Annotated in this window: 24 protein-coding genes; 5 read left to right on the plus strand and 19 right to left on the minus strand. The window is 36.8% G+C overall.

Features of this window, described 5'->3' with window-relative positions:
• Positions 1-49: 49 nt before the first annotated feature.
• From CRO45_RS07670 to CRO45_RS07685, 4 genes are all read left to right on the plus strand, one after another.
• Positions 50-571: a hypothetical protein gene (locus CRO45_RS07670; protein ID WP_097149081.1), complete on the plus strand. Its 522-nt coding sequence runs from the start codon at positions 50-52 to the stop codon at positions 569-571.
• Positions 572-583: 12 nt separating this feature from the next.
• Positions 584-1009 carry a hypothetical protein gene (locus CRO45_RS07675; RefSeq protein ID WP_097149082.1) on the plus strand — a complete coding sequence of 142 codons (426 nt, stop codon included), beginning with the start codon at positions 584-586 and terminating at the stop codon, positions 1007-1009.
• A gap of 4 nt (positions 1010-1013) precedes the next feature.
• A complete protein-coding gene (locus CRO45_RS07680; RefSeq protein WP_097149083.1) occupies positions 1014-2132 on the plus strand; it encodes a hypothetical protein in 1119 nt (372 codons plus the stop codon).
• Between the two features lie 279 nt (positions 2133-2411).
• Positions 2412-2864: a hypothetical protein gene (locus CRO45_RS07685; RefSeq protein ID WP_097149084.1), complete on the plus strand. Its 453-nt coding sequence runs from the start codon at positions 2412-2414 to the stop codon at positions 2862-2864.
• An 85-nt stretch (positions 2865-2949) separates the two neighbouring features.
• Here the strand turns inward: CRO45_RS07685 and glnA are convergent, their stop codons facing one another.
• The 4 genes from glnA to CRO45_RS07705 all read right to left on the minus strand — a co-directional run bounded on the left by glnA (position 2950) and on the right by CRO45_RS07705 (position 6997).
• The gene (gene glnA / locus CRO45_RS07690; protein ID WP_097149085.1) at positions 2950-4284 is read right to left on the minus strand and encodes a type I glutamate--ammonia ligase; all 1335 of its coding nucleotides are present in this window, start codon (positions 4282-4284) and stop codon (positions 2950-2952) included.
• A 44-nt stretch (positions 4285-4328) separates the two neighbouring features.
• Positions 4329-4691, minus strand: coding sequence for a MerR family transcriptional regulator (locus CRO45_RS07695; protein ID WP_097149208.1), 363 nt, complete (start codon positions 4689-4691; stop codon positions 4329-4331).
• Between the two features lie 226 nt (positions 4692-4917).
• Positions 4918-5535 (minus strand): Bax inhibitor-1 family protein, encoded by a 618-nt coding sequence (locus CRO45_RS07700; RefSeq protein WP_097149086.1) that lies wholly within the window; start codon positions 5533-5535, stop codon positions 4918-4920.
• Positions 5536-5749: 214 nt separating this feature from the next.
• Positions 5750-6997 (minus strand): methionine gamma-lyase family protein, encoded by a 1248-nt coding sequence (locus CRO45_RS07705; protein WP_097149087.1) that lies wholly within the window; start codon positions 6995-6997, stop codon positions 5750-5752.
• A 412-nt stretch (positions 6998-7409) separates the two neighbouring features.
• Here CRO45_RS07705 and CRO45_RS07710 point away from each other — a divergent pair, with 412 nt between their 5' ends.
• Complete coding sequence (locus CRO45_RS07710) at positions 7410-8258, plus strand: dimethylarginine dimethylaminohydrolase family protein (RefSeq protein WP_097149088.1); 849 nt, start codon at positions 7410-7412, stop codon at positions 8256-8258.
• Between the two features lie 127 nt (positions 8259-8385).
• On the opposite strand, the gene CRO45_RS07715 is transcribed toward CRO45_RS07710, so the two are convergent.
• The 15 genes from CRO45_RS07715 to CRO45_RS07785 form a co-directional block, all read right to left on the minus strand.
• On the minus strand, positions 8386-8688 hold the full coding sequence (locus tag CRO45_RS07715; RefSeq protein WP_097149089.1) for a rhodanese-like domain-containing protein: 303 nt from the start codon (positions 8686-8688) through the stop codon (positions 8386-8388).
• A gap of 214 nt (positions 8689-8902) precedes the next feature.
• A complete protein-coding gene (gene hfq / locus CRO45_RS07720; RefSeq protein WP_097149090.1) occupies positions 8903-9139 on the minus strand; it encodes an RNA chaperone Hfq in 237 nt (78 codons plus the stop codon).
• An 83-nt stretch (positions 9140-9222) separates the two neighbouring features.
• Complete coding sequence (miaA, locus tag CRO45_RS07725; protein WP_097149091.1) at positions 9223-10143, minus strand: tRNA (adenosine(37)-N6)-dimethylallyltransferase MiaA; 921 nt, start codon at positions 10141-10143, stop codon at positions 9223-9225.
• Positions 10121-11056 (minus strand): alpha/beta fold hydrolase, encoded by a 936-nt coding sequence (locus CRO45_RS07730; RefSeq protein ID WP_235864546.1) that lies wholly within the window; start codon positions 11054-11056, stop codon positions 10121-10123. Before CRO45_RS07730 ends, miaA begins: the two co-directional genes overlap by 23 nt.
• A 132-nt stretch (positions 11057-11188) precedes the next feature.
• Complete coding sequence (locus tag CRO45_RS07735; RefSeq protein WP_097149092.1) at positions 11189-12820, minus strand: glycerol-3-phosphate dehydrogenase/oxidase; 1632 nt, start codon at positions 12818-12820, stop codon at positions 11189-11191.
• A 140-nt stretch (positions 12821-12960) separates the two neighbouring features.
• A complete protein-coding gene (gene mutL, locus CRO45_RS07740; protein WP_097149093.1) occupies positions 12961-14862 on the minus strand; it encodes a DNA mismatch repair endonuclease MutL in 1902 nt (633 codons plus the stop codon).
• Positions 14863-15229: 367 nt separating this feature from the next.
• A complete protein-coding gene (gene mutS, locus CRO45_RS07745; RefSeq protein WP_097149094.1) occupies positions 15230-17830 on the minus strand; it encodes a DNA mismatch repair protein MutS in 2601 nt (866 codons plus the stop codon).
• 207 nt (positions 17831-18037) lie between these two features.
• Positions 18038-18622, minus strand: a complete 585-nt coding sequence (gene cotE, locus CRO45_RS07750) for an outer spore coat protein CotE (protein WP_097149095.1) — start codon at positions 18620-18622, stop codon at positions 18038-18040.
• 357 nt (positions 18623-18979) lie between these two features.
• Positions 18980-19186 carry a hypothetical protein gene (locus tag CRO45_RS07755; protein ID WP_097149096.1) on the minus strand — a complete coding sequence of 69 codons (207 nt, stop codon included), beginning with the start codon at positions 19184-19186 and terminating at the stop codon, positions 18980-18982.
• Between the two features lie 196 nt (positions 19187-19382).
• Positions 19383-19502, minus strand: coding sequence for a YjcZ family sporulation protein (locus CRO45_RS07760; protein WP_097149097.1), 120 nt, complete (start codon positions 19500-19502; stop codon positions 19383-19385).
• A 127-nt stretch (positions 19503-19629) separates the two neighbouring features.
• Positions 19630-20067: a RicAFT regulatory complex protein RicA family protein gene (locus CRO45_RS07765; protein ID WP_097149098.1), complete on the minus strand. Its 438-nt coding sequence runs from the start codon at positions 20065-20067 to the stop codon at positions 19630-19632.
• Positions 20067-21614: a tRNA (N6-isopentenyl adenosine(37)-C2)-methylthiotransferase MiaB gene (miaB, locus tag CRO45_RS07770; RefSeq protein ID WP_097149099.1), complete on the minus strand. Its 1548-nt coding sequence runs from the start codon at positions 21612-21614 to the stop codon at positions 20067-20069. The genes CRO45_RS07765 and miaB overlap by 1 nt, the downstream gene beginning before the upstream one ends.
• A gap of 207 nt (positions 21615-21821) precedes the next feature.
• A complete protein-coding gene (locus tag CRO45_RS07775; protein WP_097149100.1) occupies positions 21822-22184 on the minus strand; it encodes a hypothetical protein in 363 nt (120 codons plus the stop codon).
• A 155-nt stretch (positions 22185-22339) separates the two neighbouring features.
• Positions 22340-22957, minus strand: coding sequence for a pyroglutamyl-peptidase I (locus CRO45_RS07780; protein ID WP_097149101.1), 618 nt, complete (start codon positions 22955-22957; stop codon positions 22340-22342).
• A 93-nt stretch (positions 22958-23050) separates the two neighbouring features.
• Positions 23051-24607: a methyl-accepting chemotaxis protein gene (locus CRO45_RS07785; protein WP_097149102.1), complete on the minus strand. Its 1557-nt coding sequence runs from the start codon at positions 24605-24607 to the stop codon at positions 23051-23053.
• Positions 24608-24612 lie beyond the last annotated feature (5 nt).

Here is a 24612-nt window from a genome sequence, read left to right on the forward strand (position 1 = left end):
AATTTTTAGTAGTACATAAAAACTAGAATATAATAGTAGGTGAACGAATGTGAACCACGTAAAAAATAAGAAATACTTAAATGAATCAGGTATTACGCTTATTGAAGTTATTGCTTCATTATTAATACTAACAATTATCTTAATTTCATTTATGAACTTCTTTCCAATTATGGGGAAATCCAATAATCAAACCGGCGAGAAGCAACAAGCAATAAATTTAGCACGTTCAGAGTTAATATACTGGCAAAATATAATCAATAAAAAGTTTATGAACAACCCGACACTAGGATCCGATGATATAGTTCAAAAGGATGAGAATTCTATTAAAATATTAACTAGTAGTACAAATTCAATGAATACAATGTCTAATGAATTCGATGTAGAAATAATAATAAATACTGTATCAGATTTAAATATTAACCATATCAAAATTGAACCTGGAATGAGTCAATTACCAAAAGAAGCGCATTTAATTCAAATAAATATTTATAAACAAAATTCTATAGAAAACGGTTCTATTGTAAGTGGTTCTATGCCTTTAAGTACTAATTACGGATATGTATTTTTTTAGAGGGTGATTTGAGTGATTATTAAAAATCAAAATGGGGTTAGCCTTGTTGAAATATTGGCTACTTTTATATTAGTTTCTATTGTTGGTTTACTAGCTTGGAATATTTTTTTTCAGGGAACAAATTATTCAAAAAATGCAATGACAAAAAATCAAATGTATCAGGAAGCAAATGTTATTATATCTACATTAACAAAGATTCATCAAAAAAACCAAGAATACACTATTTCTTCAAGTGATTGTACAATTGAAGTTTTAAACTCTGGACATAATAAGATATTTGAAACAAAAAATAGTCAAATGTGCTATACAATTCCAACAACCACTGTAATTAAAAGTCACACTAATATCAGGTTACCACTTTCAATATCTGATAATAGTACCAAAAATAATACAATAGAAGTAAATATTCAGTTACACAGATTGAAAAATGGGGGTTAATTATATGAAAAAAATTCTTTCAAATAATCATGGATACTCTCTTTTCATAGTCGTACTATGTATTGCAGTTTTCTCTATTCTTGCTTTATCTTTCACAGTGCAAACTGCTAATAGTAAGAAACAGAATGATGTGGTGCAAGATAATTTTCAATCTGCTGCTTTAGCTGAAATGGGTAGCCAGTATTATATGACCGCTATCGAAAATGAATTCTTTGTAATGTCAGAAAAAGCACAAAGAGCTCAGAGTAATTATATAAATCCATTTCTCCCAGATAAAATTACCGAAGAAATAATCATGAAAGCAAGAGAAATTGGTATTAATGAAGCATATCAATATTTAACAGGAATAACAAAACCAACTGGTATTCCTCGCGAAAAAATAATAAGTAATTTGATTTCTAAACCAAAGTTCTTAATAGACAATGTAATCATATCTCCCTTACAAAACGATATAGTTACAATAACATTCGATAGCATTGGAATGGAAAATGGGAATACGAAAAATATTGAAACAATTATTACTGGAAAAGTAGAAATAGATTTCTCTAAAATGATATTATATCAACCAGGTGAAGAAAATTATGCTGTTCCACCTTTAATTCTTGACCCTGATCCAGATGATAAATTGTTATACGAATGTAGCTACGATGATTTAGTCGATAAAAGTAATGGTGATAAAGGTTACGTAGATGGTAAAATTAAATGTAATTCGGATAAAACAATTTTTAAAATAATAGGTGATATTTATTATGATAAGTTAAAAAGTAATATCAATTTATTATATGTTACTAAAAACTTAGTTGATTATAATGGTAATTCTAGTTATGACAATATGAAAATTCATGTAAAAAAAGATGCAACGATAGGAAACTTTAACGGATCCCAGAATATAACTTTGGAGGTTTTGGGAGAGGCAACGATTAAAAATTATAATAAGTCTACTGGTAAAATATGCGCAAAAAGTTACGGTGAAATTGGAAGTGGAAATGCAAACGGTACAGATGTAAGTTTTTACGACAGAAATAATAAGGCTTGTGAGGGGGATTCAAATAATCCGGGAGTAATTCCACAGTGGAAGTGGGGACTGCCAATTATTAGTAAAGAAGAATATAGATATAACTAGAAATTCATAGAATTAATAAATATGAATTGAGATGGATTTTATTGAGATTGTACACATATTGTGTGCAATCTCTTTTTTCAATTCTTTCGTTTTATACAGCCTAACCCCCCTGTTCATCTTATGTGATGTTAATATTTCCCCCTCACTAGTAATGGTCGCTCTACTATTTCCACCCCCTAACTGATTTCCCTTTTTCGTCACAGTATTTGTAAGCGTTTTAGTGTAAATTATAAGTATTAAGAGGTGCAAGATACTAACTTTATAAAGTAGGTGCATTCAATGAGACCTTTTATGCAAAACGCTCGCAATGAAAAAGGCGGTTCTTCCGTTAAGATTATCGCGTATGTTCTGATTTTCCTTTTATTGCTTGGTGGCGGTTTAGGGGTTTATTATCAATATTTCAATAAAGCTGAATTCACACAAGAAGAAAAGGACGCAGCTTCAGCAATAGCACAAAATGAGTTTAATGAGCTTTCTACCATTTCTCCTGAATATAGTTTGAGTCAACAACAAGAGGCACTTTTAAGTTTAGGATACGAGGAAAATAAAAAGGATCAGGCTACTACGATCTACGAGAAGAAAGTAAATAATGAATCGGATTTTTACATATTATTAAGCGTACAACCTCACGAGACTGAAGATCATTTAACACGCGTATTAATTCAAATATTTGATAAAGAACACCGCGCTGAGATTACGCAACTTACAAATATACTTACATGGCAAAAATAGAAAAAAGCATTGGGGAAGTAAATTCTCCCAATGCTTTTAAAATTGTCAGAATTGTTTCTGAATTGTGTGTGTACCTGGTACCCTTTTAGTACATCTTCATATACTGCTCACGTTCCCAAGGGTGTACGTGGGAGCGGAACATTTCGAATTCGATTTCTTTTGCTTCCATGAAGTTTTCGTAAATGTGGCCACCAAGCGCTTCTTTTACGACTTCATCTTGCTCAAGTAAACGAAGTGCGTCGTCTAATGAAGGTGGTAAATTGTCGATACCATTAGCTTTACGCTCAGCTTCAGTCATTACGTAAATGTTACGGTTAACTGGAGCTGGTGGAACTAATCCTTGACGAATTCCTTCTAATCCTGCTTCTAAAATAACTGCCATCGCTAAGTATGGGTTTGCTGATGGATCAACAGAACGTACTTCAATACGTGTTGATGCACCACGAGCAGACGGTACGCGGATTAAAGGTGAACGGTTTTGAGCTGACCATGCAACGTAGCACGGCGCTTCGTAACCAGGAACTAAACGTTTGTATGAGTTTACTGTTGGGTTTGTAATCGCCGTAAATCCTTGTACGTGATTTAACACACCCGCCATAAATTGCATTGCTGTGTCAGAAAGACCGATTTCTGTGTTAGGATCGAAGAATGCATTTTCACTTCCACGGAATAAAGAAACGTTAAAGTGCATACCTGAACCTGCCTCACCAAATAATGGTTTTGGCATGAACGTTGCATGTAAACCGTGTTTACGTGCAATCGTTTTTACTACTAATTTAAATGTTTGTATATTATCACATGCAGTAATAGCGTCTGCATATTTAAAGTCGATTTCATGTTGTCCTGGTGCTACTTCGTGGTGTGATGCTTCGATTTCAAAGCCCATTTCTTCAAGCTCTAAAACGATATCACGACGGCAGTTTTCACCAAGATCTGTCGGTGCTAAGTCGAAATAACCACCATGGTCATTTACTTCTAATGTTGGCTCGCCTTTTTCATCTAACTTAAATAAGAAGAATTCTGGCTCTGGCCCTAAGTTAAAGCTTGTAAATCCAAGCTCTTCCATTTTCTTTAAAATACGTTTTAAATTCGAACGAGGGTCCCCTGCAAACGGTTGACCATCAGTATTTGCAATATCACAGATTAAACGTGCCACTCTACCTTTTTCATGAGTCCAAGGGAAAATAACGAAAGTATCAAGATCTGGATGTAAATACATGTCAGATTCTTCAATACGTACGAAACCTTCAATGGATGATCCGTCAAACATCATTTTGTTGTCTAATGCTTTGTCTAATTGGCTAACTGGAATTTCAACGTTTTTAATTGTACCGAGAATATCCGTAAATTGAAGACGGATATATCGTACATTTTCATCTTTTACGATTTGTTTAATGTCTTCTTTTGTGTATTTACCCACAGATTGCACTCTCCTAAATTCTCTTGCTTCTCTAGATTAGATTTTTATTGATAGAAACGTGACATATCCCCGTGTCTTAAGGATGGTTTTTGTGATCGCTGCGCTAATTTCATTTCTTCACGTAAAATTTGACGAAGTTCACTATTAGAAATTTCTTCATTCGCTTGAGCTTTTAACATGCTAGAATTTTTCTTCATATCGAAGACTTTTTTAATTCCAGCCATGTTTACCCCTTGTTCAAGCATATCTTTAATTTCAAGTAAAGTATCAACGTCATTTAAGGAAAACATACGTCGATTTCCTTCTGTACGGTGCGGTTGAATTAGCTCGTGTTCTTCGTAATAGCGAATTTGTCTTGCTGTTAATTCTGTTAATTGCATCACCGTACCAATCGGTAAAAGCGGCATTGAACGGCGCAGTTCACTAGATCTTTTGCTTTCACTACTCACTACATCCACCTCCCCTTTAAAATAAATATACGCTTCGGTAGCTTCGTTGTCAATTACATGTTAGGAAAACTGACATGAGTAATTTATTTTATTCTAAATAAAAAACTACAGATCCGCTAAAATTTACGGATAATCTGTAGTTTATGTGGTGTATATTAAAAAATTTACGATATTCATTTAGCCCTCATCGCCTCACAACCGCAATTATATTTGCCAGTAGATTAAAGAAACTCAAATATAAATATACAGCGACGCCAATAACTTCAACATCTCTTACATAATTGGAACAGATAATTGTAAATTCATAAACCGTGTAAATAGCGGTTAAGAGAACGAACATTGCAGCCAGAAAAAGTAAAAATGTATTTTCTACCGGAAAGAACATAAATACAATTGAGAAGACAAAAATAACGACAAGCGCCGTAAAAATGATGCTCCCGGTTTCCGTAACATCTCCAGGAATTTTCAAACCAGCTACTGTAAGTAAAATAAAAATAATTGCAGTACTAATAAAAACTGTGATTAACAAATCTTCTCCCAGAAAATCAACTAGGAACAGGTATATCCAAAGATACATAATGCCGGTTAAAAATGGAATGATATACAAAATCGGATCCGGTAGCTTGATGTGTTTAATAAAGCAAGAAACGACAATCAATACAAAGCACACTAAGGACAACGGGGTCACGATTGAAGATGGTAACCACGTCCCAAACAGCACACCAATGAGCGTTAACCCCCACATCACCGCGTAATGTTGCAAAATCGTATTAACGTTTCTGTTGCGTCCAGCGTAAACCATATTCAACCCCAATCTTCTCTTTATTACTTACTATATTTCAAAAGTTTGGGGGATATTAGTAAAATTTACCGAACAATGTAGTTGTGAGATTATCAATTACATTACGGATGTGACATTTTAAATAAATCGTTTAAGATCGGGATATTTAATACATCTTCGGGATTAAATCGAAAAACACTCCCCAGTAACGGAGGAGTGTTCCAATTTCATTTATCTATACCAACTTCTGCACCGCACTGCAGATCGCGTACTTCACGTGCTCATACGTTAACCCACCTTGGATAAACGCTGTATACGGTGGTCTAATTGGGCCATCCGCTGTTAACTCAATACTTGAACCTTGTATGAACGTTCCCGCTGCCATGATTACGTCATCTTCGTAGCCCGGCATATATGCAGGGATTGGCGCGTAGTGGGCATTTATTGGCGAAGCTGCTTGGATTTCTTGACAGAATGCGACCATTTGTTCAGCAGTTTGAAAAGAAACTGATTGAATTAAATCCGTACGAACATCTGTATAGTGTGGCGAAGTCGTCATTCCAACCTCTTCTAACATAGCTGAGGTGAAAATTGCACCTTTCAAGCTTTGCGCTACGACGTGTGGCGCAAGGAAGAAGCCTTGGTAGAAATCTGCCAATGTGTTCAATGAAGCACCAGCTTCTGCACCAATTCCTGGCGAAGTCATGCGGTATGCGCACTTCTCCACTAAATCTGCTCGCCCTGCAATGTAGCCACCTATTTTCGCTAAGCCGCCACCAGGGTTTTTAATTAAGGAACCGGCCATTAAATCTGCCCCAACTTCCGTTGGTTCTTGCCCCTCAACAAACTCCCCGTAACAGTTATCAACAAAAATGACAACATCCGATTTGAGTTCTCTGATTTTCTCGCACATTTCTCGGATCTGTTCAATGGTAAATGATGGTCGAGTAGCGTAACCTTTTGAACGTTGAATTGCAACCATTTTTGTATTTTCGTTAATTGCCTCGCAAACGCCATCCCAATCAATGTCACGATTGTCGATTAAGTCAACATGAGAGTAACCAATTCCAAAATCCTTTAGTGAACCCGTATCCTTCTCCCCGCCATCAACGATCGATTGCAATGTGTCGTAAGGTTTTCCTGTTATGTATACAAGCTCATCCCCAGGGCGAAGAACGCCGAAAAGACTTAAAGTAATTGCATGTGTTCCCGAAATAATTTGCGCGCGCACGATGGCTGCCTCTGCCCCGAATGTTTGCGCATAAACTCGCTCTAAATTATCTCGACCTTCATCGTCGTAGCCGTAACCACTTGATGGGTGGAGATGATAATCGCTCACTTGATTGTCTTTAAATGCTGTTAAAACTTTTTGCTGATTAAAGAAAGCCGTTTGGTCGACCTTTTCGTGGTAAGGACGAACTTTCTCTTCTATTTTTTTCGCTAATGCGAGTGTATCTGGTGTTAATGTTGATAAAAATGCCATATGTATTACTCCGTTCTAAATGAATTCCTATAACATCATATCAGTAGTTTGCGTTTTTTTAAATAGAAGTTGATTGATTTTCGAGTGGGAGCTCCGCATGTAGTAAAAGGAATGAACGTAAGCGGAGAATTTCCCTTTATATTTAGAAATTGTGTAAATTACCTGAAAATAAGTGGAGCTTTTCCACTTATTTTCCCCAAATCATTGGATTTTGCCATTTTTAAACGAGTTAAGGGTAATTTCTCTCCTTATTTCATCCCTTTTTAACCCCACTTTATACAATAAGCGAAATTTTTCCTTTATTATATTTACCTAAAAACTTTTAAAAACCTATTTTTATTCAGAGTAATAATCACACCTCTTTCGGAGAAAATAATGAAAGTGAGAATAAAGAGATTTTGGAGGATATTACATGGGAGAAAATCCTTATAAGACATTTTGTAAAAGTGAATATGATGTTTTAAAACGAGTCATTCTTTGTCAGCCGCAATATATGAATATCCGCGATGTGATTAATGAAACACAAAAACATTTTGAAAATGAAGGTATTCACATTGAGCGTGCACTTGAACAACATGACGTATTGGTAAGAACTCTTAAAGAAAATGATGTGGAAGTTATTTTATTGCCATACCATAAAAAATATCCTGAACAAGTTTTCACAAGGGATATCGGTTTTACTCTTGGTCAAACGATTTTCGTTGCTGAAATGGCAACCGACGTTCGTTTTGGAGAGCAAAACGTGTTAAAACAATGGCTCGAAGATGAGGAAATCTCTTACTATAATTTGATTGGGGAACGGATCGAAGGCGGAGACGTCATGATCGATCAAAATACCATTTATGTTGGACTAAGTGATCGAACAAATGAAGAAGCTGCAGCACAATTAAAGCGGCTATTAGTTCAATACGAAGTTATTCCAATCGATTTTAAAGAAAAGTATCTGCATTTAGATTGTGTATTTAATGTTGTCTCACCAGAAGTGGCACTAATTTACCCAAATGCCCTGACGCAAAAAGACATTGACTATTTCGCAAGTCGTTATGAACTTATCGAAGTATCTGAAGAAGAACAATTTCAATTAGGTACAAATGTATTAAACATCGGAAACAAACGGGTTTTAAGCCTCCCAATTAACGAAAATGTTAATAAACAACTTCGCGACCGGGGCTTCCAAGTCATAGAAGTAGATATAACGGAAATCATAAAATCAGGCGGCTCCTTCCGCTGTTGTACACTTCCGATTTTACGTGAACCCTAAAATTGTGTGGGTGCCAGGTACCCACACAATTCCAAATATTCAGAATTGTTTGTGTACCTGGTACACAAACAATTTCAAAAAATGCACACAGAAGAGATTACCTCTCCTGTGTGCCCAATCAATTGAATTATTTAAATTCTAATTCTCCATCGTAGCTCATCATGCCGCCTTCAAGGTTTACTACGTTAAAACCTTGTGATTCAAGATATTCACAAGCGTTTGCGCTACGAACGCCACCTTTACAAACAAGGATGTATTCTTTAGATTTGTCCAGCTCATTTACTTTCTCAGGAATCGAACCTAATGGAATATTAATCGCTCCAGGAATCATTCCGTTCTCGACTTCAAAATCTTCACGAACATCAATAATATTTAGATCTTCGTTTGCATCAAGTAAATTAATAATTTCTTCAGTTGTCATTGTTTTCATGATATAAAAACCCCTCTTTCACATTCTATAGACATTATAATGAAAAGTACGTAAATCGGCTAGAAAGTTAACTTCAAATTGTTTCGGTACCAGGTACACAAACTATTCTGAATTTTCTAAATTGTTTGTGTACCTGGTACCATCCCCACACCAACATCCCATATCCCTTCCCCATAAAAAAAATCGGCTAGTTATAAAACTGCCGATTTAGAGGTTATGCATTTTCTTCAACATTATCATTCATGGAGATATTCTTAGCTGGTACAAATGTTGAGATGGCATGTTTGTAGATCAGTTGTTGTTTGCCTTCTGTTTCTAATAAAACTGTAAAATTGTCATATGATTTTACTTGGCCCTTTAGTTGGAATCCATTTAATAGAAACACGGTTACATAAGTGCCACTTTTACGCAAAGTATTTAAGAACGTATCCTGTAGATTAATTGATTTCATACATACACCTCATTAATTCCTTATAGTATTGTACAGATTTTACCTGTTCGTTTACATTCTACAATTATAGACGAAATTCCTTCTTAATATCCAAATAATTTGGAAAATTTTATTATTTCACTCCAGTTATTTCCAATCCATTGAACATCCATCTTATTTCGAAAATACGTTAACTGTCTTTTCGCATATCTCCGAGAGTTTTGCTTTAAATCCTCAATCGCTTCGTCTAAGGTTAACTTCCCATCGAAATACGCATACAATTCCTTGTAGCCAATCGCCTGAACCGACTGTACATCGCGAATGCCGCGGTCATATAACGACTTCACTTCTTCCAGTAGACCCTTTTCCATCATGATGTCCACACGTAAATTAATACGCTCATATAGCTTTTCACGGTCCATATCAAGCCCGATGATCAAATGATTGTATAACGGGATCGACCCGCGGTTAAATTCCTCTCTAGCCTTCGATACACCAGTAAGCTCTATCATTTCAAGGGCACGAATGACACGTCTTGTATTATTCGGATGAATCGTTTTCGCCGTTTCCGGATCAAGTTTCACAAGCCGTTCATGCATTGCTTGAGGACCGATCTGCTCAAGTTCCTCGTAGTACGCCTGTCGCGTCTCTTCATCCACTTTTTCTTCAGTAAATTGGAAATCAAAGAGAACCGCTTGCACATACAAACCCGTTCCTCCCACAATAATAGGAAGCCTCCCACGCCCCTGAATTTCAGCTATCTTTTCGCGCACTAACTTTTGATATTCAGCGACGGAAAAACTTTCTGTAGGCTCTTTTATGTCCAATAAATGATGCGGAACGCCTTCCATTTCTTCTTCAGTAATTTTCGCCGTTCCGATATCTAAACCTCTATAAATTTGCATAGAGTCGCCGTTAATGATTTCTCCATTAAATTCTTTGGCCATTTTTATACTTAATGCTGTTTTTCCTGAAGCAGTGGGGCCAACGATGGCTACTACCTCAAATTGCTTTTGATTTGTCATTTGTTTTTAACCACCGTGTAACTACATTATATACTTGCTCTCGATTTACTTCGTTTAATATTTCATGGCGCATGCCTTCAAACAGATAGATGACAACATTTTGTAGCCCTGCATTTTTTAATTGATTGGCAACTTTATAGACGCCCTTTCCGTTAAGCCCTACAGGGTCTACACTACCACTAATCAATAAAATCGGTAAATCCTTTCCGATTCGCTCATTTTCTTCTTTTTGGTTAATGAGTAATAAGCCATCTGTTAAATCAACAAAAAACTGATTTGTTGCAATGAAACCACAAAGAGGATCATCAATGTACTTTTGAATTTCATCTTGATCTGACGTTAGCCAGTCATAGCCAGTTTTTGTATTTTTAAACTGCTTATTAAACCCACCCAAAGATAACTCATTCATGAGCGTACCTTTTGCATCTTTCCCTTTTGTTCTAGCCATTGTTTTCGCTACTACATTTCCAAGTTTGTGCAAAGATGTAGTCGCTCCAGTACCACATAAAATACAACCATCAACAATATCGCTGTAAAGCTGGATAAATCTTCGTGCAATAAATGAACCCATACTATGGCCAAAAATGTAGATTGGCACAGGTTTGTAATCATATCGAACATTTTGTATGACTTCATAAACATCTTCTACAACTCGATTGAATCCATTTTCATCTGCAAAGTAGCCTAATTTACCATTTATTTCTGCAGTTTTTCCGTGACCTCGATGATCGTGAAGTGTTACGAAATATCCAAGTTCACTTAGCAAAGTTGCAAAGGCATCATAACGCCCGCTATGCTCCCCCATCCCATGTAAAATGTGAAAACGCCCAATTACTTCGCCAGCTGGTTCATAAATACGAACAAAGATACGATGGCCATCACTAATCAATAACTCCATTGAACGCTTAGTCAATCTAGTTCCCCCTAGTACGTTTTTACTTGCAGCTTTTGTTGTTCTGATGTTTCCTAGCTTTGCACTCACCGTTGTATTTGCCTTTATTGTACTAATTAATGGTTGGAAATTCAAAAAATGGAATCCTGAGGGTTATTTCGGATTTTTTGCATCGTCAATAAATAGCTCAAGCTGAGTTTGATAAATTAATTTTTCCGTCTCAGAATAACCGATTATTTCATTCATAAGTTTCACAACCGCATCTTTATACTTTTCAACTTTAGCAATATCAAAATAAAGCATTCCAGTTCTGCGAATAAAGAAATCTGAAGGAGTATATACCATTTCCTTTTCAATGGCGTAGTTTAATTCTGCATATAAAGTTAAAGGTAATTCCATATCAGTATTATATGTTTTACCATGAATAAACACGTCATCTACATTCGTACCATATCTCGCAGTTAATTGTTTCGCTTCTTCATAAGTAAAGCCAAACGATTCTCCAGTTTTAGCTTTGTTTTTAATATAACTTTCGAAGTTTTTAGAGTTTAACCCCTTCGCACCGGATAACGCTAATGCCTTCGTTATACATTGTGTTGCATGTTTGAATCGGTGTTTCTTCACAATTTTATCAATGATTTCTTCTGCCATTTTGCGGTAGCCTGTTAATTTCCCTCCTGCAATTGTCATTAATCCACTTTTCGAAGTCCAAATCTCATCTTTTCTTGAGATTTCTGATGGATTTTTTCCATCTTCATAGATGAGCGGACGAACCCCAGCCCATGTGGACTCCACGTGTTCTACAGTTACATATTGTTCTGGGAAAATATGATTAAGTGCGTTGATTAAATAAGTAACATCATAACTTGTTGCTACCGGATTAATCGGGTCCTCTTCATAGAACGTATCTGTCGTACCAACATACGTCTTCCCATCTCTTGGAATCGCAAATACCATCCGTCGATCTTCGTTATCAAAATACAATGCCTGTTCTAGCGGGAGTACAGATTGGTCAACAACGATGTGAATTCCTTTTGTCAGGCGAAGTTGTTTTTTCTTTTGTTTTTGATCAAGTGCTTGTAATTCATCAATCCAAGCACCAGTTGCATTGATAATTTGGTGAGCGTGGATCGTAATTTTATTACCTGTAATTTCATCTTTCACATTTGCTGCTACTAACTTTTTCTTATTGTAAATAAAATCGGTTACCCGCGAATAATTGATACAGATCGCCTTGTATTCAATCGCTTTTTTGATAACTTCCATAGTTAAGCGAGCATCGTCTGTTTTGTATTCAACATAGTAGCCCGCGCCTTTTAAATCCTTTTCTTTCAGGAAAGGCACTTTTTCCAACGTTTCTTTTTTGGAGAGCATTTTTCTACGTTCATCTTTTCGCACATTCGCTAGTCGATCGTAAAGTTTTAAAGCAACTGAGGTTGTGACTGAACCAAGGGACCCTTCTTTATAGATAGGTAGTAGCATCCACTCAGGTGTTGTAACATGAACAGCATTTTCATAGACGATTTCCCGCTCACGGCCAACATCGGCAACTAATCCGACTTCGAATTGTTTTAGGTAACGTAAACCCCCGTGTACTAATTTCGTCGAACGGCTCGATGTTCCAGCTGAAAAATCTTGCATTTCAACTAGGGCAACCGACAGTCCACGTGAAGCTGCGTCTAGTGCAATTCCTGCCCCAGTAATCCCCCCACCGATGACAAGAACATCAAACGAGTAACTATTGAGGGTGTTAAATATATCTGCTCGATCTTTATATGAATACATGAATCTTACCTCCTTTATTAATTATGTTAAGCTTCGTTTTTAAAATTGGTGAATTTGTTTGGGTACCTGTCACTCAAACAATTCTGAATATTCGCAATTGTTTGTGTACCTGGTACACAAACAATTGGTACACAAACAATTTACATGACGCGCTTGAACATTTTCTCCACTTCATAGGTAGAGAAGTGGATCATGACAGGTCTGCCGTGGGGGCAAGTAAATGGATTGTCGGCCTTTTTTAAATCGGCAAGTAATGCAACCATCTGATCCTTTGTTAAGAAGTAGTTTGCTTTTATCGATTTTTTACAGCTCATCATGATGGCTGCTTCTTCACGCAGTTTTTTCACGTCCGCGCGTTTTGTTTGTAATACTTGTTCGATCAGTTCCTCAATGATTTCTTGCTCAAAACCTTGTGGAAACCAAGTTGGATGTTCACGCACTACAAATGAAGAATGGCCAAAATCATCCAAGTAAACACCGACATTTTCTAGTGCTTCACGATTCTCTTTTAGGATCAATGCTTCGTCAGCTGAGTAATGAAACGTTAACGGCAATAATAAAGATTGTCGTTCATTTGGATTGACTTCCCCTACTTTATCACGGAAATATTCGTATTTTATTCGTTCTTGAGCGGCATGTTGATCAATTAAATAAAATCCGTCTTCCATTTGGGCAACAATGTACGTTCCATGTATTTGCCCAACGATTTCTAAATCCGGGAATGGTTCTTTTTTCTCTTCAATAGAGCTGATTTCAGGTTCACTGTTTTGATGGTCATCGAAAATTTCGAAAGTAGTATCTTTTTCAACGGGACTTTCTACTTTATTTTCAATAACCGCTTCACCAAGATCTAACTCTGGTGTACTCGGTTCATAAGGTTTCGTAATAAAATCCGTATCAGGAACTTCTTTCACTACAGGTTTATCCGCATTTAATTTTTGCACGATTTCATTTAATTTGTTCTCATTAAATGATGACGTATTATTTTTCCAAATGTTCAGTTGTTCACTAGGCACACGAGTAGGTTTTTCCTTTTTCTGTGCTAAAGGAACATGAATCGCACTACGTATGGATTCGCGAACCGCTTTCTCAATTAAAGGCAATAACTCTTGTTCCTTACTTAATCGAATTTGAAGTTTCGCTGGATGCACATTGACGTCCGTTAATTGTGGATCACCTTCTACATAGATGACAGCGATCGGATAACGCTCAATCGGTAAATACGTATGATATGCATCAACAATGGCTTTTTGTATTAAGTAATGTTTTACCCATCGGCCATTTACAAAAATCGACATATAATTTTTCGAAGCCCTTGTCACTTCCGGCAATGAAATAAATCCATGCACTTTATAGTCATTTGATGCAGTCTGGAATGAAATCATCTTTTTCGCATTTTGCATACCGTAAATCGCGGCTAACACTTGCTGCACATTCCCTCTACCATTCGTTTGAAGAAGAATTCCTCCATTATGTACAAGTTTGAACGCAATCTCGGGATAGGCAAGTGCTAGACGATTCATTAAATCAATTGTGTGCCCAAGTTCTGTTTGGATTGTTTTTAAATATTTTAACCGCGCCGGTGTGTTGAAAAACAATTGGGACACGGTAATGTCGGTTCCTTTTCTAAATGCAGTGGGCGTGTTGGAGATGACATGGCCACCTTCCAACTGCACTTCCAAACCACTCGTCTCCCCATCGGATGTTTTCAATGTGATTTTGGAAACTGATGCGATGGAGGCGAGTGCTTCACCCCGGAACCCGAGCGTTCTGATGCGGAAAAGATCCCGTTCAGTCGAAATTTTGGAAGTCGCATGACGTCCAAAGGATAAAAGAGCATCTTCTTCATCCATCCCACTTCCATTATCTGTTACTTGAATGGATGTTAGTCCAGCTTCTTCAAGAAAAACTTCGATGGATGTACTCCCCGCATCAATTGCGTTTTCCACTAATTCTTTCACCACTGAAGAAGGACGCTCCACCACTTCCCCAGCAGCAATTTTATTCGACAACCATTCATCCATTACTTGAATCTTGCCCATGGGTGATCGCCTCCTTTTGTTTTATTATCTATTTGCGTTTCGGGTTTTGCTTTTTTATGACACTTTTTCGGAAAATCAAGAAATTTTGTCTAGATAGTCACGTGTTCTTGACATTTTTCCGGAGTATTAGAAAATTTTGTCTAAATAGACCCGTCTTCTTGACATATTTTCGGATTATCAAAAGATTTTGTCTAAATAGCAGCATCTTCTTGACACTTTTTCAGATTATTAAAAGATTTTGTCTAAATAGCAGCTTCTTCTTGACACTTTTTCAGAAAATCAAAAAATTTTGTCTAGATAGTCGCTTCTTCTTAACTTTTTCCAAAGAAATAAAAGATTTTTGTCTTTAGTTCAAATTAACGCCTCATCACTTCTTACTCAACAACTCTTGCTGCAATTCATATAAAATGTTCATAGCTTGAATTGGACTTGTCCCCATAATGTTTAGTTTTTCAAGTTGTTGTAAGACATTTTGTTCTGCATCTGAAAGCTCCAAGACAGGCGTTTTTGATTTCGTAGTACTCACTTCTTCAAATAGAGACAATTGTAGTTCAGACTCGGTTTCCCTAGCCTTAATTTCACCTACATTACCTCGACTAGTTGACTCGAACTCGTCTAATAAAACCTGTGCCCGCTCAATAATCTCCGCTGGCATTTCAGCAAGCTGCGCCACATGGACACCGTAACTTTTATCAGCTGCGCCTTTTTTCACTTTATGAAGGAAAACTACTCGACCGTCTTTTTCCGTTGCACTTACGTGAACGTTTTGCAAGCGAGCGAGCTCGTTCTCTAGTGCGGTTAATTCATGATAGTGAGTTGAGAATAAAGTATTTGCACCAATTTCGTTATGAATATACTCCATCATTGATTGTGCCAATGCCATCCCATCATAAGTTGATGTCCCGCGCCCGATTTCATCGAACAACAGCAAACTTCGCTCCGTTGCATTTGTAATCGCATGTTGTGACTCCAACATCTCAACCATAAACGTCGATTGGCCAGCTGCAAGGTCATCCGCTGCACCGATGCGTGTAAAGATTTGATCGGTGATAGGAAGCGCCACTTCATCAGCCGGTACATAACAACCCATTTGTGCCATCACTACAATCAATGCTACTTGACGCATGTATGTACTTTTACCGGACATGTTCGGTCCAGTAATTAACATCATGTTTTTATCTTCCGTCAAAATACAGTCATTTGGCACATAAGTTTGCTTATGTAACATTTTCTCTACTACTGGATGACGACCATTCACAATTTTCAGAGCGCGCCTACCGTGGAATACGGGTCTTACAAATCGATATTTTTCGGAAACGACCGCAAAACTAATATACACATCTAGTTCGCTAATCGCCGATGCTAGAGCATGTAATCGTGGAATGAACGCTTTTATTTCTTCACGTAACGTGACGAACAAATCATATTCCAACGCCAAACTTTGCTCTTCCGCATTTAAAATAATCGCTTCTTTTTCTTTTAATTCCTCTGTAATAAATCGCTCAGCATTCGCTAACGTTTGTTTTCTTGTATAACGAGATAAATCTACGTTCCCAAGTTGAGATTTTGTTATTTCAATAAAATAACCAAAAATACGATTATATCCGATTTTCAAGTTTTTAATGCCAGTAATTTCACGTTCTTTTTGCTCTAATGAAGCAATCCAATCCTTACCGTTTCGGGATGCAAAACGTAGTTCATCAAGTTTTGCATCATAGCCTTCGCGGATTACGTCCCCTTCCTTTACAGAGATTGGCGGTTGATCAGTAATCGCTCGAGATAATAGTTGCTCCAATTCTGTGCAATCATCTAGACTCCCTCCGAGGGCGGCTAACGTCTCTTTCCCGCTCTCCTCTAACTGTTCACGAATCATGGGTACTTGACGCAAGGACTCACGAAGTTGCGCAAGATCACGTCCTCCGACACTTCCAAAAGCTACACGCCCTGCTAAGCGCTCTAAATCATATACGCTTTTTAGAAGCTCACGAAGTTCATTTCGAACAAAAAATTCATCCAGTAAATCCGTCACAATGTTTAATCGTTTATTAATCGCATCCTCACTAGCTAACGGCTGGTGCAACCATTGTTTTAGTTTACGTCCACCCATCGCCGTAACGGTTTCGTCTAACAACCATAAAAGCGTTCCTTTTTGGTCACCGCCACGGATGGATTGCAAAAGCTCCAAATTTCGCTTAGAGTTCGAATCGATTCGTAAATACTGCTTTAATTCCGTATAAGTGAAAGGTTGAATGTGGGATAACGAGCGCATTTGTGTTCTTTCAATATATTGCAATAAACTCTTTGCTACACCCTTCAACGCATCTGGTAAATGAATTAAATAAGGACTCGCCTTTTCTGTATCCATTTCTTCTTTTTCCACCGACAAAACAATTCCTAATTGGCTCGCTTGCTCGGCTAATAAAATCTGCAACTGTTCTGTCACAACAAGTTCACGAATATTATAAGTTTGCAATTGTTGAAGAAGAGCTTTAACGCCCCCTTCGATAATCGAACTATTCGCTTCCCCCGTAGAAATGTCAAGATAAACAAAGGCAAATGAATTCTCAGTGAACTGCTCAGCGCTTGCAATGTAATGATTTGATTTGCCATCGATTGTTTTACCTTCTGTGATTGTCCCTGGTGTAATAAGCTGAACCACTTCACGTCTTACAACACCTTTTGCTTGCTTCGGATCTTCTGTTTGCTCACATACAGCAACCTTGTAGCCCTTTGAAACAAGGGTTTCGATATACCCTTGAGCAGAATGATACGGTACGCCACACATTGGGATACGTTCAGAAATACCTGCATCCCGCCCAGTTAACGTAATTTCTAAAATTTGAGATGCTTTTAAGGCATCATCAAAGAACAATTCATAAAAATCCCCAAGTCTATAAAATAAAAAAGCATCCTCATATTCTGATTTTATGGATAAATATTGTTGCATCATTGGTGTATATGTTGTCATACTGTATTCCTCTCTTACCTAACCTTAAACTTTATAGTTAAGGTAACTTCTCGTAATTTCAAATCTAGTAAAGGTACATTTTACAACTATTTTATTGTATATAAAAGTGATGTCGTATTCTTTAAAATAACCTTACTTTATTATAACAAAAGTAGAAAAAAGAGCGCCTATAATCTACACATTGGCGTAGAAAGGCGCTCTCAAAAGTTATCTTTTGCGAAATGATGATGATTCGTCGTTACTGCTACTGCTTGATGATGAGCTAGATGAAGAACTTGAAGAAGATGAGCTTGAAGATGATTCATCATCGTCGTCATTGTTGAATTTCCACTCTTCTTCGTATTCGATTGGATGTACAGAAACAACTACTTTTGTTTCTCCGATTACTTCTACTAAGTATTCGCGTTCGATGACGATATTGAAGCAGTCACCGTTTTGAGTAATAATCGCTTCGATACAGTTTGGTTGTTGTAATACGCGTACTTTTACATCATCCGAATCAATTACATCTTCATCACGATAGTGTAATTTCACACGATCTTTGTAGTTAATTGTTTCTGTGTAAACTGCTGTTTTTGTATGGTTATTGAATGCATACCATACGTTCACATCGAATTTACCAGTGATTTCTACATATTTCCCATGTTTTTTAGCATGGTAATGGTGGTTGATCACCCAGCATCCTAGAATACTTGTTGGTGTATGTGGTGGACGTAAAACTTCACTCGATTCAATTCTCTTTTTCCCTTTAGCAACAACCGCTTTTGTCACGATTTGACGCAAACGTTTCAAATTCTTTCCTCCTTTGTACTAGTCGACCTATAGTATGCGACATGTGCCTAATTGGTGAAATGATAGGAGAAATTAATTTAGGCACCATCTCTATTGAAAATCAAACGCCATAGAGGGAGTGCGATTTTTAATAGTAGATGTCGAAGCATTGCTTTGGGCACTTCACATGATGTATTGTATGCAGCTAGGTGGAAGATGGTTTTTCTTTTTTGCAAAATTATTCGAGAAAAATAAATAAATTTAAGTACCAGGTGCACAAACAATTTAGACAATTAAAAAAGCACCATCATTGGCTTTGATAAGCAATGATGGTGCAAAAATTTTATTGTTACATATTTAGATAAACCAGGTGGGATTCTAGTCTAAAGGTTCATTTTTTAACTTTTGAATTTCATGCCTGCGACGTTCATTTTTTTCTTGCAAGTGTTCCAGTTCTTCTTTACCTGCATAATCCATATTGATTTCAGCAGTCTCCATATTTTTTTCAATATTTCTGATCATTTCCTCTTTCGGAATAAAATCTTTATTCGTTTTTTGAACTTTTCGTTGTGGATTTTGCTTCATTCAAAAAACCTCCTATCCAATTTACTTTCAAAGATAGTTTGTTAATGTTTGATGGATTTATACTTCGTTTCAGAGATTGATGAAGAGATTTGAATATATGTACAAGGAAATCGAACATAAAAAGACCAGAGCAATTTGCCCTAGTCTTTGAAGGTGTTCATTTATTAGTTGTATAGCGACGGTTTTTTTTAATTAATTAGTAGTAATTTTTAGCAAAAGCTGTACCAACAATAATTAAAAGAATGAATAATACAACCAATAAAGCGAATCCGTTCCCATTGTTATTATACGCTCCACCAACGAAGTTTGATGACATAATTCTCACCTCCCGTAACAATATTTAATGTATGTTGAAGTTTCAAATTGTTCTGGGACATTAATGGAGAAAAATAAAAAAAGCTACCTTGAAATTAAAATTTCAAGATAGCCCTATGTTCATTGAATTAATTACAGCTTCCAGGTTGGCTGTTACGCACTTTTGAACCTGTTTCACCTTTTAAAACGTCGCCGCCAGTAGATTCAATCACTTCATCAGTCACACTGTTTGCAATTGCGTTCGATACTAATTGTAATAAATTGTTCACTTCGAATTGAGATTGTTTGAATTCTTGAACGATTGGTAGTTCATCAATCTCTTTTTCGATTGCTTCAATTTTTCCTTCAACTAGTTTTAACGCTCTTTCTTTACCTAAATGTTGGAAATTAACCGCTTGCTTTTGTAAAGTCTTTAGTGAAGCAATTTTTTCACGAACGAATTGGTTTTCATTAATTTGCGCTTCTGCTTTTTTGAAAAAATCAACTTGCTCAGTATTCGCGATCATGTGTGCGATTTCTTTTGCTTTTTCTACGATTTCTTCTTTTGTGTATAGTTTTGTCGTCATTATACTTCCACCTCATGTCGTTTTACTACTTCAACAAATTCTCCGCGCAATGAATACGCTCTTGTATCCGTAATTTTTACTTTTACAATGTGACCAATAAGCTCTTTTGGCCCAGCAAAGTTTACTAATTTATTGCGACGTGTATAACCAGCTAGCATGTCATCACGTTTTTTACTTGTTCCTTCAACTAATACTTCCACTTCAAGGTCTTCATATTTTTTCAGTGCAGCTGAAGAGAATTCTTCCACCACTGCATTTAATCGTTGAAGACGCTCTTTTTTCACTTCCATTGGTACATTATCTACCATTTTAGCAGCTGGCGTACCTTCACGTGGTGAATAAATGTAAGTGAACGCCATCTCAAACCCAACTTCACGATATAAATCGATCGTTTCTTGGAATTGTTCTTCTGTTTCATTTGGATAACCAACGATAATGTCAGTTGTTAATGCAACATTTGGCATAGCTTCTTTAATTTTGCGAACTAAATCTAAGAAATGTTCGCGCGTATATTTTCGTGCCATAATTTTTAAAACATCATTTGATCCAGATTGAACTGGTAAATGAATATGTTCAACTAAGTTGCCACCTTTTGCTAACACTTCAATTAAATGATCATCGAAGTCGCGTGGATGACTCGTTGTGAAACGAATACGCGGAATATCAATTTTGCGTAACTCATCCATTAAATCACCAAGACGGTAATCAATATCTGTGAAATCTTTTCCGTATGCGTTTACGTTTTGGCCAAGTAACATAATTTCTTGGTAACCGTGAGCCGCAAGTTCACGAACTTCTTGAATGATTTCATCTGGACGACGGCTACGCTCTTTCCCACGAGTGTAAGGAACGATACAGTATGTACAGAATTTGTCACATCCGTACATGATGTTTACCCAAGCTTTAATGGCACCATTACGTTTTTTCGGAAGGTTCTCAAGTACGTCCCCTTCTTTTGACCAAACTTCCACAACCATCTCTTTTGACATGTACGCTTCTTTTAAAATGTTCGGTAGACGGTGAATGTTATGCGTACCGAATACCATATCAACGTGTTGGTATTGAGTAAGGATTTTATTCACAACAGATTCTTCTTGGGACATACAGCCACAAACACCGATGAGCATTTCTGGATTTTCACGTTTATATTTTAGTAAGTATCCTAGTTCACCAAATACTTTGTTTTCCGCATTTTCACGAATCGCACATGTATTTAATAGAACGATATCTGTTTCTTCTATATTGTCAGTTGGTTCATAGCCAAGCTCCATGAAAATCCCAGCCATTACTTCTGAGTCATGCTCATTCATTTGACAACCGTATGTACGAATGAAAAACTTACGCCCCTCGCCCATACCTCTGAATTCTTCCGGGATAGCGAAATCTTTATGATATTTTACTTCTTCTTTCCCACGTTTTTTTGCATCTTTTAAGGAAGGCGCTGTAATAACGCGCTCGAAATATTTGCTATAGTCTTTTTCAGTTTTTGTATTTGAAGGTTTTGGTTGATTCACTTGCTGACTTGCTACACGTTGTTCTTCATTCATCGAACATTTTACTCCTTTCAAATGGGGTTCGAACTATTTATTTTTATTTACATATGCAGTTTGCGAATTGAGTTAAAATTTGCGATTTGCACATTCGAATTCCATTATATTATTATACCGACAAACAACGGAAAAGAACAATATGATTACTTGAAAAGATGCGGATTTGACATAATTTACATTGGATTGCATCTGGAAAGGTAGAAATTAAATTTGTTCTTGTGAAATAAACTGTTCGTACTGGATTGGATCGCTCTCTTTTAAGATTGTTAGAAAAGTAAAACATAGTTGCACAACCGAATGCCAATTCATACCGTACTGGGCTTCGAATTGATGTTTCGGCAAGGTTAAAACTGCATTGAAAATAGTTGCGGGCTCAATTTGTTTTTCTTCTAGATAAGTAAGAAATGCCAAAAACATTTTATGATCTTGTACAGCTAGCTCTTTATCCTCCACTAATTGATTAATGAGCTCTGGTTGTTGAAGTGAGTTTGCTTTCAAAAATACTTTTTCTAGCTTGGCCGTTTGTTTTTTCTGTTTTAATTGAAGAAAATCGATAATATTATTCATATTTATACCTACTTCTACGTTAGATTCCCAGCTCGCGACTTTTGGGGGATTCATCCTAACTTCAAGTTTATTCTCTATATTTGGTTTTTCAATTAAAAAGCACTAAAAAAACATCGCTCTACATTAATTATAAAGTAGAACGATGAATGGATTGATTAACGGTCTTTGTGCTCGTGCACTGCTTCTTCTATACAAAGCTCAATACTATCAATTAAATCCCGAAGATTCCAACCTGGGATTTTGCCGTGTTGGATTGCTAACTCGAATGACGCAGGTATGTGAATAAAACCAGCCAACACATCTCCCCTCTGTTTTGCGTACGCGAGTCCTTCATACATAATATTATTGCAAAGATAAGTTCCAGCAGTATTAGAGATTTCGGATGGGTAGCCAACTTTAATTAATCTATCAATCATGCGACGGATCGGTAAATTCGTTAAATACGCATCGGCGCCTTCTTCACTAATCTTCGCATCAACCGGGGCGTATCCGTTGTTGTCAGGCTCTCCGTCTTGAATGTTAATGGCGATTCGCTCAGGGGTAATTTTATAGCGGCCACCAGCCAAGCCCAATGAAATAATGATGTCCGGCTGAATCTCGTTGATGTGTTCTTTCAATTGCGTTGCGGCTTCTTTAAAATCTACTTTTAATATACGACCGCAAATCTCGTAATCTTCTATCACTTTTCCAGTTAGTGCTTCTACTACTTGCATTGTTGGATTCATTTTAAAATTTAGGAATGGTTCGAAACCAGTTAATAAAATTTTTTTCATTTAATTTCCGCCTCTTTTGCTAATAAAATAGGGTTCCTAAAACAAATAGGAACCCTGAATTTTCTAAAATTTTAGCAAACTATTAAATTACTATCAACTATTCACCTTAAATCTTTGAATTGCATGTTTCAGAGATTGAATGTTTCTTGTAATTTTTTGGATTTCTTCGTGCATGTCCCGGGTAGAATTTAATTGATCAACCGTTGAATCAGAAACTTGCTTTATACTCGCGGTATTATGGTCGAATAAATGACTTAATTCGGATGAGTTGTCAGCCACTTCTTTTGTATTTTGTTTGATTTGATTAATCGTTGAAGAAACCTCTTCAATTTGTGGACCAATTTCATTGACCCCAGAAACGATTTGCTCAAATTTCGTTGCACTTTGTACAGTTGTTTCAAAGCCTACGTGTACTGATTGAATTGCATGATCCATGTAATGTATCGATTCTGTTGAATCATGCTGGATTTTTTGCACAATACCTTCAATGACTTTTGTCGATTGTACAGATTGGTCGGCTAGTTTTCTCACTTCCGCGGCAACTACGCTAAAGCCTTTCCCGTATTCTCCAGCGCGAGCAGCTTCTATCGCTGCATTCAAAGCTAGCAAACTAGTTTGTTCCGCTATAGAATTAATAATTTGAATCACTTGGCCAATCTCTTTTGAATTGTTCGCTAAATCTAGCATTTTACTATTCGTTTTTTGAACGGCAAGCTCAATTTCATTCATTTTTTCCTTATGTTCTAAAACGAATTGAACCCCTTCATTGGCCTCATCTTCGGTCTTTTTCATGCTAGTATCAATCAATTGCATTTTTTCTGCAATGTATTCAATCCCCGTAAAAATTTCCTGAATGGCTGCTGTATTCATCATTAATTGTTCAGCAGAACGCTCTGTTGCTCTCGTTAAATCAGTCGCGTCATTGGAAATATGGTTTGCAGCCTGCGTTGTTTTTTCAGACGCGTTTTGTAATTGTAGGTTTGATTCGTCAACGGATTTTGCACTTTTTTGAACAGTTTTCAAAAGCTCTTTCACTTCGGCCGCCATCTGATTGTAGCTGCGCATTACTTCGCCGAGCTCATCCTTCGAATCATATGTAGCTGACTTCGTAAAGTCCCCCTGTCCAGCAGAGATTAGCAGTTTCTTTAATTCGCGGGTCGGCCTGTTCACAGCCCTTGTCCCAACTACAGCGAAATAAACCACGATGGCAATCATGATAAGCGACACTGCTATAAGCAGTCCGTAACCAAATGAGATATCTTCCTTATATGCTTCGATTTGACTTTTTGCGCGATCGACAATATAAAGTTGGGTTTCCTCGGAGATTGCTAGAATATCTTCTTTATTTTGATTGTCCAGCTCGCTTTTTATATTTTTTATGTATAACTCCATTTTGGCATCAAATTGGTAATCGCCTAAACTTTTATGTATTTCATTTGCCTTTTCATAATCCTCTTGGTCGATAGCGAGATCAAAATCAGTAAAAGCATTCATCGCAAGAAGGCGCTGCTCGTACATGAGGACCGAATTGTTTTCCATCTTCCTCAAATAATCCATGCTAAACACAACTAAAATAACGTTTGATATGATACAAACAATCATTAGCATAATTAACCGGTCTTTAACCTTAATATATCGAGATAATTTCACTAGAT

This window comes from Ureibacillus acetophenoni, assembly GCF_900220965.1.
Lineage (GTDB): Bacteria > Bacillota > Bacilli > Bacillales_A > Planococcaceae > Ureibacillus > Ureibacillus acetophenoni.